Origin of the sequence: Klebsiella indica (assembly GCF_005860775.1) — a bacterium.
GTDB lineage: Bacteria > Pseudomonadota > Gammaproteobacteria > Enterobacterales > Enterobacteriaceae > Klebsiella > Klebsiella indica.
The window spans coordinates 294,609-301,285 of sequence record NZ_VCHQ01000026.1; the positions used below are offsets into that span (position 1 = coordinate 294,609).

5 protein-coding genes and 3 pseudogenes are annotated in these 6,677 nt (G+C 54.4%); 5 read left to right on the plus strand and 3 right to left on the minus strand.

What is annotated here, in order from left to right:
- The first annotated feature begins 71 nt into the window (after nt 1-71).
- Nucleotides 72-1,769, plus strand: coding sequence for an NAD-dependent malic enzyme (locus FE839_RS19275; protein WP_138362379.1), 1,698 nt, complete (start codon nt 72-74; stop codon nt 1,767-1,769).
- A 344-nt stretch (nt 1,770-2,113) separates the two neighbouring features.
- Nucleotides 2,114-3,826, plus strand: a complete 1,713-nt coding sequence (locus FE839_RS19280; RefSeq protein ID WP_138362380.1) for an ABC-F family ATP-binding cassette domain-containing protein — start codon at nt 2,114-2,116, stop codon at nt 3,824-3,826.
- Nucleotides 3,827-3,895: 69 nt separating this feature from the next.
- Here FE839_RS19280 and FE839_RS19285 read toward each other — a convergent pair whose 3' ends face one another.
- On the minus strand, nt 3,896-4,495 hold the full coding sequence (locus FE839_RS19285; RefSeq protein WP_138362381.1) for an inorganic diphosphatase: 600 nt from the start codon (nt 4,493-4,495) through the stop codon (nt 3,896-3,898).
- 308 nt (nt 4,496-4,803) lie between these two features.
- On the opposite strand from FE839_RS19285, the gene FE839_RS19290 reads away from it, so the two are divergent.
- Both FE839_RS19290 and FE839_RS19295 read left to right on the plus strand, forming a co-directional pair.
- The gene (locus tag FE839_RS19290) at nt 4,804-5,013 is read left to right on the plus strand and encodes a YdgH/BhsA/McbA-like domain containing protein (protein ID WP_138362382.1); all 210 of its coding nucleotides are present in this window, start codon (nt 4,804-4,806) and stop codon (nt 5,011-5,013) included.
- Nucleotides 5,014-5,083: 70 nt separating this feature from the next.
- Nucleotides 5,084-5,275, plus strand: a complete 192-nt coding sequence (locus FE839_RS19295; protein WP_138362383.1) for a hypothetical protein — start codon at nt 5,084-5,086, stop codon at nt 5,273-5,275.
- A 140-nt stretch (nt 5,276-5,415) separates the two neighbouring features.
- Here the strand turns inward: FE839_RS19295 and FE839_RS24935 are convergent.
- A pseudogene (locus FE839_RS24935) lies at nt 5,416-5,550 on the minus strand (nitronate monooxygenase); the annotation flags it as partial.
- Here FE839_RS24935 and FE839_RS19305 point away from each other — a divergent pair.
- Nucleotides 5,540-5,824, plus strand: a pseudogene (locus FE839_RS19305) (hypothetical protein); the annotation flags it as partial. The pseudogenes FE839_RS24935 and FE839_RS19305 sit on opposite strands and share 11 nt — an antisense overlap.
- Nucleotides 5,825-5,873: 49 nt before the next feature.
- Here FE839_RS19305 and FE839_RS19310 read toward each other — a convergent pair.
- A pseudogene (locus tag FE839_RS19310) lies at nt 5,874-6,215 on the minus strand (LysE family translocator); the annotation flags it as partial.
- Nucleotides 6,216-6,677 lie beyond the last annotated feature (462 nt).

The window sequence follows — 6,677 nt, forward strand, 5'->3', positions numbered from 1 at the left end:
GCTGCAATTTCCTGCCAGCCCCTCGCCTGTCGCCGCGCATGGGCTGAAGCGATCATCAAGGAGTTAGTGCGATGCAATTTACTCATAAGAAAAACCGCTCTCTTTATATCCCATATGCAGGTCCCGTTCTGCTTGAGTTTCCTCTTCTCAACAAAGGCAGCGCCTTCAGTATGGAAGAGCGTAGCAGTTTTAATCTGCTGGGCCTGCTGCCGGAAGTGGTGGAAACCATCGAAGAACAGGCTGAGCGCGCCTGGATCCAGTATCAGGGCTTTAAGACCGAGATCGATAAACACATTTACCTGCGCAACATCCAGGATACCAACGAAACCCTGTTTTATCGCCTGGTCGGCAATCATCTCGACGAAATGATGCCGGTGATTTACACACCCACCGTCGGTGCCGCCTGCGAACGCTTCTCTGAGATCTATCGTCGCGCCCGTGGCGTATTTATCTCCTGGCAGAACCGTAACAACCTCGACGATATCCTGCAAAACGTGCCAAACCATAACGTCAAGGTGATCGTGATGACCGACGGCGAACGCATTCTTGGCCTCGGCGATCAGGGTATTGGCGGGATGGGCATTCCTATCGGTAAATTGTCGCTCTATACCACCTGCGGCGGCATCAGCCCGGCCTACACGTTGCCGATTGTGCTGGATGTCGGCACCAATAATCAGCAACTGCTGGATGACCCTCTGTATATGGGCTGGCGTCATCCGCGCATCACCGACGACGAGTATTACCAGTTTGTTGATGACGTTATCCAGGCGATTAAGGCTCGCTGGCCGGACGTTCTGCTGCAGTTCGAAGACTTCGCGCAAAAAAACGCCATGCCGCTGCTTAACCGCTATCGCCATGAAATTTGCTCATTTAACGATGATATTCAGGGCACCGCTTCAGTAACCGTCGGTACGCTGATTGCCGCCAGCCGCGGCGCGGGCAGCCAGCTAAGCGAGCAGAAAATTGTCTTCCTCGGCGCCGGTTCCGCGGGCTGCGGGATCGCCGAGCAAATCATCGCCCAGATCCAGCGTGAAGGTTTAAGCGAAGAAGAGGCCCGCAAACGCGTGTTTATGGTTGACCGCTTTGGTCTGCTGACCGATGCGATGCCGAACCTGCTGTCGTTCCAGAGCAAACTGGTGCAAAAACGGGAACATCTGCAAGACTGGGACACCACCAATGATGTCCTGTCGTTACTCGATGTCGTGCGTAATGTGAAACCGAATATTCTCATCGGCGTTTCCGGTCAGCCGGGCCTGTTTACCGAAGAGATTATCCGCGAAATGCATAAACACTGCCCGCGTCCGATTGTGATGCCCCTGTCCAACCCGACCTCCCGCGTGGAAGCGACGCCGCAGAATATTCTCAGTTGGACCGACGGCGAAGCGCTGGTCGCCACTGGCAGCCCGTTCGCGCCGGTCACGCTTAAAGGCAAACAGTATCGCATTGCTCAGTGCAATAACTCCTATATCTTCCCGGGGATTGGGCTCGGCGTTATCGCCTCCGGCGCATCCCGCGTGACCGACGAGATGCTGATGGTCGCCAGCGAAACCCTGGCAAAACATTCGCCGCTGGTTAATAACGGTGAAGGGCCGGTCCTGCCTGAGCTCAAGGATATACAGACCGTTTCCCGCGCTATTGCGTTTGCTGTCGGCAAAGTTGCGCAGGAACAAGGCGTGGCGGTGAAAACCTCCGCCGAAGCGCTGTTGCAGGCAATTGCGGATAACTTCTGGCAGCCGGAGTATCGAAACTACCGCCGGACATCAATTTAAGCGGCAGCACGGCCGGGCCTGAGGTTCAGGTCCGGCTTGTTACTTTTCCTCAGTTGTCTCCGTTTCGTTCAGCGCTAGCCAAAACGCCTTTTGCCCTCTACACTGCAGACACCCATCAACCAACTGAATAGAAAAGGAGGATCCCATGCCGTACTGTGAAATGTTTAATTTTTCACATACATTTGGCGATCGCACCTGCTCAAGCGTTATCGGTATCGTGCTGCGATAACTTCGGCTTGAGCGAAGAAACCAACGTCTGAATCCCTTCCCTCTGGCTTACCGGGTTATCGTCAGCGATGTTTGACGAGGCGTTTTTACGCCTGTAACTCTTGAGTAAGTTCACAATGAGCACATTACTAACTGCGCAATCTCTCCATGCTGATACGGCGTTTGGCCCGCTGTTCACCGATCTCTCTTTTACCCTGAAAAAAGGCGACCGCATTGGCCTTATCGGCTATAACGGCTGCGGCAAAAGTACGCTATTACAGGTGCTGGACGGCACTATCGTTCCCACTTCCGGCTGCGTGTCGCTGGCAAACCACTGCCTGATGGCGCGGGTTGAGCAGCATCTGCCGGATACGCTGTTAGCGCAGCCTCTGCTTCAGGCGGTGCTGGCAAAACTTCCCGCCATTGACCGAGAGCACCAGCGCTGGCAGGCAGAGAGATTACTGGCGGAGACGGGGTTTAGGTCAGCGGAGATTGTGCAGCAAGCGTCAACCCTGAGCGGTGGTCAGCATACCCGACTGTTGCTTGCCAGAGCGCTGATCCAGCAACCGGATCTCCTGCTGCTCGATGAACCGGGAAATCACCTCGACCTGCCGACCCTGTTGTGGCTGGAGAGCTTCCTGCAAACCTGGCAGGGGAGTTTCGTTCTGGTATCGCATGATAATACATTACTGGATGCGGTAACTAACTGCAGTTGGATCCTGCGTGACAGAACCCTGCACGCCTTCTCCCTGCCCTGCAGCGCCGCCCGCCGGGCGCTGGAAGTACAGGACGCCAGCGACGCGCTGCGCCATAAAGCGGAGCAAAAAGAGATCGACCGTGTTACCGCCAGCGCCAAACGGCTGGCTATCTGGGGGCGGACGTATGATAACGAAGATCTCTCGCGCAAGGCCCGGCAAATGGAAAAGCAGGTACAACGCCTGAAGGAGAGCCAGACCGATCTCACCGTCGGAACGCCGTGGCGGCTGGCGCTGCACGGCGACGTGCTGCGGGCGGACCGCTTGCTGGAGATGGAGCAGCTCGCCGTGCCACCGGCGCCGGGTCTGCCCGCCCTGTTCACCGCGGGTCTGATGCGCCTGAAAAGCGGCGATCGGGTGGCGGTTATGGGCCGTAACGGTTGCGGTAAATCCTCGCTACTGCGTTTGCTGTGGCGGCAAATGCAACAGGAGAAGGCGGATAACGGGTTGCGTCTGCACCCGCGACTGAAGGCGGGTTATTACGACCAGACCCTGCGCCAACTGGCGGATGGCGACACACTTCTCGACGCGCTGGAATCCTTTGAACCGGCAGCGGAAACGCGCAAGCGGGCGCTGATCGCCGCCGGGTTTACCTGGTCGCGTCACGGGCAAAAAGTCGGCACCTTAAGCGGCGGCGAACGTTCGCGTCTGCTATTCGTCGGTCTGTCGCTGGCCCGCTATAGCCTGCTGCTACTGGATGAGCCAACCAACCATTTGGATATGGATGGCAAAGCGGCGCTGGCGGCCACGCTGCGTGATTACCCCGGCGGCCTGCTGCTGGTGAGTCACGATCGCGAACTGATCGACATGAGCTGCAATCGCTTCTGGTTGATTGATGAGCACGGGCTGAACGAATGGCATAGCGCCGAGGAGGTCTATGATGTTTTGCGAAACCGCAATTCTCTTCCGGCGAGGCAACCCTGGCCGGTAATCACCAGTGAGCCGGTCGTGGATCATGATGCGCTGCTGGAGCGGTTGCTGACGCTTGAGCAACTGCTGGCCGACGATCTCGCCCGCAAGCTAAAGCATCAAAAACCGCAGCGACAGGCGCAGTGGCGTGAAGAGATTGCAGCCATCAACGCGCTGTTAAGTTAAATGTCGTTCCCGGCGGGGATATCCGCGCCGGGAACGCATTCGCCCCGGTCGTGGGCCTGTTTTTTTAATCTATTGCGGATTTTTCTCTTTCCAGGCATCCCATGCCGCTTTAATTTCCTGCTTCGCCGTGGCGGCATCGTTGAAACCGTCCAGCTCAACTTTTTTACGGCCATCCGGCAGCTGTTTATAAACGCGGAAGAAGGCCTGCAGACGCTCCTGCTCAATCTTCGGCAGATCGCTGATATTTTTGATGTCGTCGTAGGTCGGGTCAATTTTACTTGCCGGAACGGCAATGATTTTGTCGTCCTTCTCGCCGCCGTCAATCATCTTTAGTACGCCAATGGCGCGCAGTTTGATTAGCGTCCCTGGGGCCATTGGCGCACGGGTATAAAACACCACATCCAGCGGATCGCCATCGCCAGCCAGAGATTGAGTCAGTGAACCGTAGTTAGCCGGATAGGCCACCGGCATCGACTGAAAGCGATCGGCAATCAGAAAGCCGGTTTTGGCGTCGGTTTCATATTTGATAATGCCGTCCGCCGGGATTTCAGTCACGGCGTAAAACTCTTCCGGATTGTTTTTCGGCTGCGGGAAGTCCAGTACGTTCTGTGCCTGGGCGGCTGCGGAAAGCAGAAGCCCTGCGGTAAGGATAGTTTTTACCAGATGCATTGTATTATCGCTCTATTGTTATAAGAAATTGAAAACCAAAACGATAAAGGGAACGGATGAATTAAATATGACGATAATATTTCACTAAGGTGATGGTGAAATCCGGGCACTTACCTCCGTCGCGCTTCTGTTCCGCTACGCGATGAGTCCGGTGTATAACAATCATTTTCTGCCTGCATATTTTATTCAAATTTTATGAACAATATCCGCAAATTGTTTCGATTTTAATCAGCGCATGGTCGGCATATTATTTATCACATCGGGGCAACAACGCTCCTCTACACACAAAATGCTTAAGGAATACGACCATGAAATCCATCAAAACTTTCGTTGCAGTTGCCGCTCTCTCAATGATCTCCTTCGGTTCTTTTGCCCAAAGCATCAGCGCCAGCGCTGCAACACTGGACCGCGCAGAAGCGAAAATTGCCGCCCAGGCAGCCAAACAAGATTCGTCCTACAAAATTACCAGCGCTCAGTTCAATAACCGCGTGCATATGACCGCTGAACTGACTAAATAAAATTAACACATCGCCGGGCCGCCAAAAGAGACAGTCGACAACGACAGCACGATGAGAGAAGGAACAAAACATGAAAAATATCAGCGTGATGATCACCGCACTGCTTTTGGCTGCTTCGCTTTCGTCCGGTGTGGTGGCCGCAGAACATAGTTTTACTCAACCAGAAGCGGGGGCAAATATTGATACCTCGGTGCATCAAAATCATATTGATGTCAGCCATGCTTTTGATAAAGAGAGTCTGACGGCAAATAATCTTCAGTAAGACAGTACATGGCGCGAGCGGAAATATCCGTTGGCGCCTGTTTTTCCTGCCCTTTCCCCACCCATTATCCGCCGGTGATTCCCTTATTCAAAATTCGCAAAAAGCAGTCGTTCAAGGCTATAAAAGAAAAGAACGTCACGTTACTCTATAAACCCGCATTCTTTAATCAAAGTTCGTATCAGCTCAGCCGCAGGAAGCTCGCGAATAAGATTAACTCCCTGTCCTGCCCAGTGAGCGCCATACTGGTAATCCCCCTGAATGCTTGCCGCGCTGGCCTGCGTCGCCTCCGGTGGCTACGCCTGCCTGCTGCCTCAAAGCGTACTCGACACTCTGTATCTGCCTCCGGGAAACCAGGTGCAGCCGGTTGGACAGGCGATCACGCAACTTATCTGGCGTAAAGACTATTCCTCTCCGGCTCTGAATCAAATGCGCCAGCTCCTTGAATCAGCGTCCGATCTTGATGCGCTACCGGGTGCCAGAACCAGCAGCATGATCGACACCACGATTAACGCGGGATTGAACGATACCAGATGCTTAGCTGAACAGTGAATATGACGCGGGGTACTGCTGAGTCCTGGACATTCATGTCCGGGATATTTTATCGGTGGCTGAAAGCCAGTCTGGCGGCAAACAGCATAAAGAGACCGCCGGTCGCGCGATCCATCCATTGAACGAAGGTCGGTGTTTTCAATAACCGAGCGGCATAGCGACTGACCAGAATGAGCGTTAACGACCAGAGCGTACCGATCAAAACATGAATGGCGACCAGCAGAAATGTCCAGACCATTGGAGAATGGCCTGCCGGGATAAACTGCAGCAGGAAAGAGACATAAAAGATGCCCATCTTCGGATTCAGCACATTTCCCAGCATCCCTTTTAAAAACCCGTTGCCGGCAGGCGCCGCCGCTATTTTCTGACGATTAAAATGACGACGGGGTCTGTAATGCTTGTCAGTTAAGGGCTGTCAGTTGCGTTTATGGCTGGCTGAGCGGTTCTGTCAATCGGTGGTTTAAACGAAAATCTGATTCGGTTGATTCACTAACTGAGCTGATACGGGCTGAAATATAAAGGATATAACTTTTTTTATGACTTTCAGCCTCTGAAAAGCCCCTGACGAATAACGGACTCACCGCATGGGGGTTGGGCGCATCAAGGAAACCTGGCGGGAACGCAGGCGCGCATCCAGGACTGGCCGCCAGGACGGCGGCCAGAGGGCGGGTCGAGACAGGGACGTCGAGTCCCGCCCGGTCCGCCAGATGAAGCCGGAGTGGAGCGGACCGCGCAGCGGCAGGTTTTCAGCGCCATGCCGGGGGTGCAGGGGGACGGGCGAAACGTCCCCCTGCCCGTTCACACGCTGTGGATATAACGAATATCCGCGAATTTATAGTGAACGGAACAGACC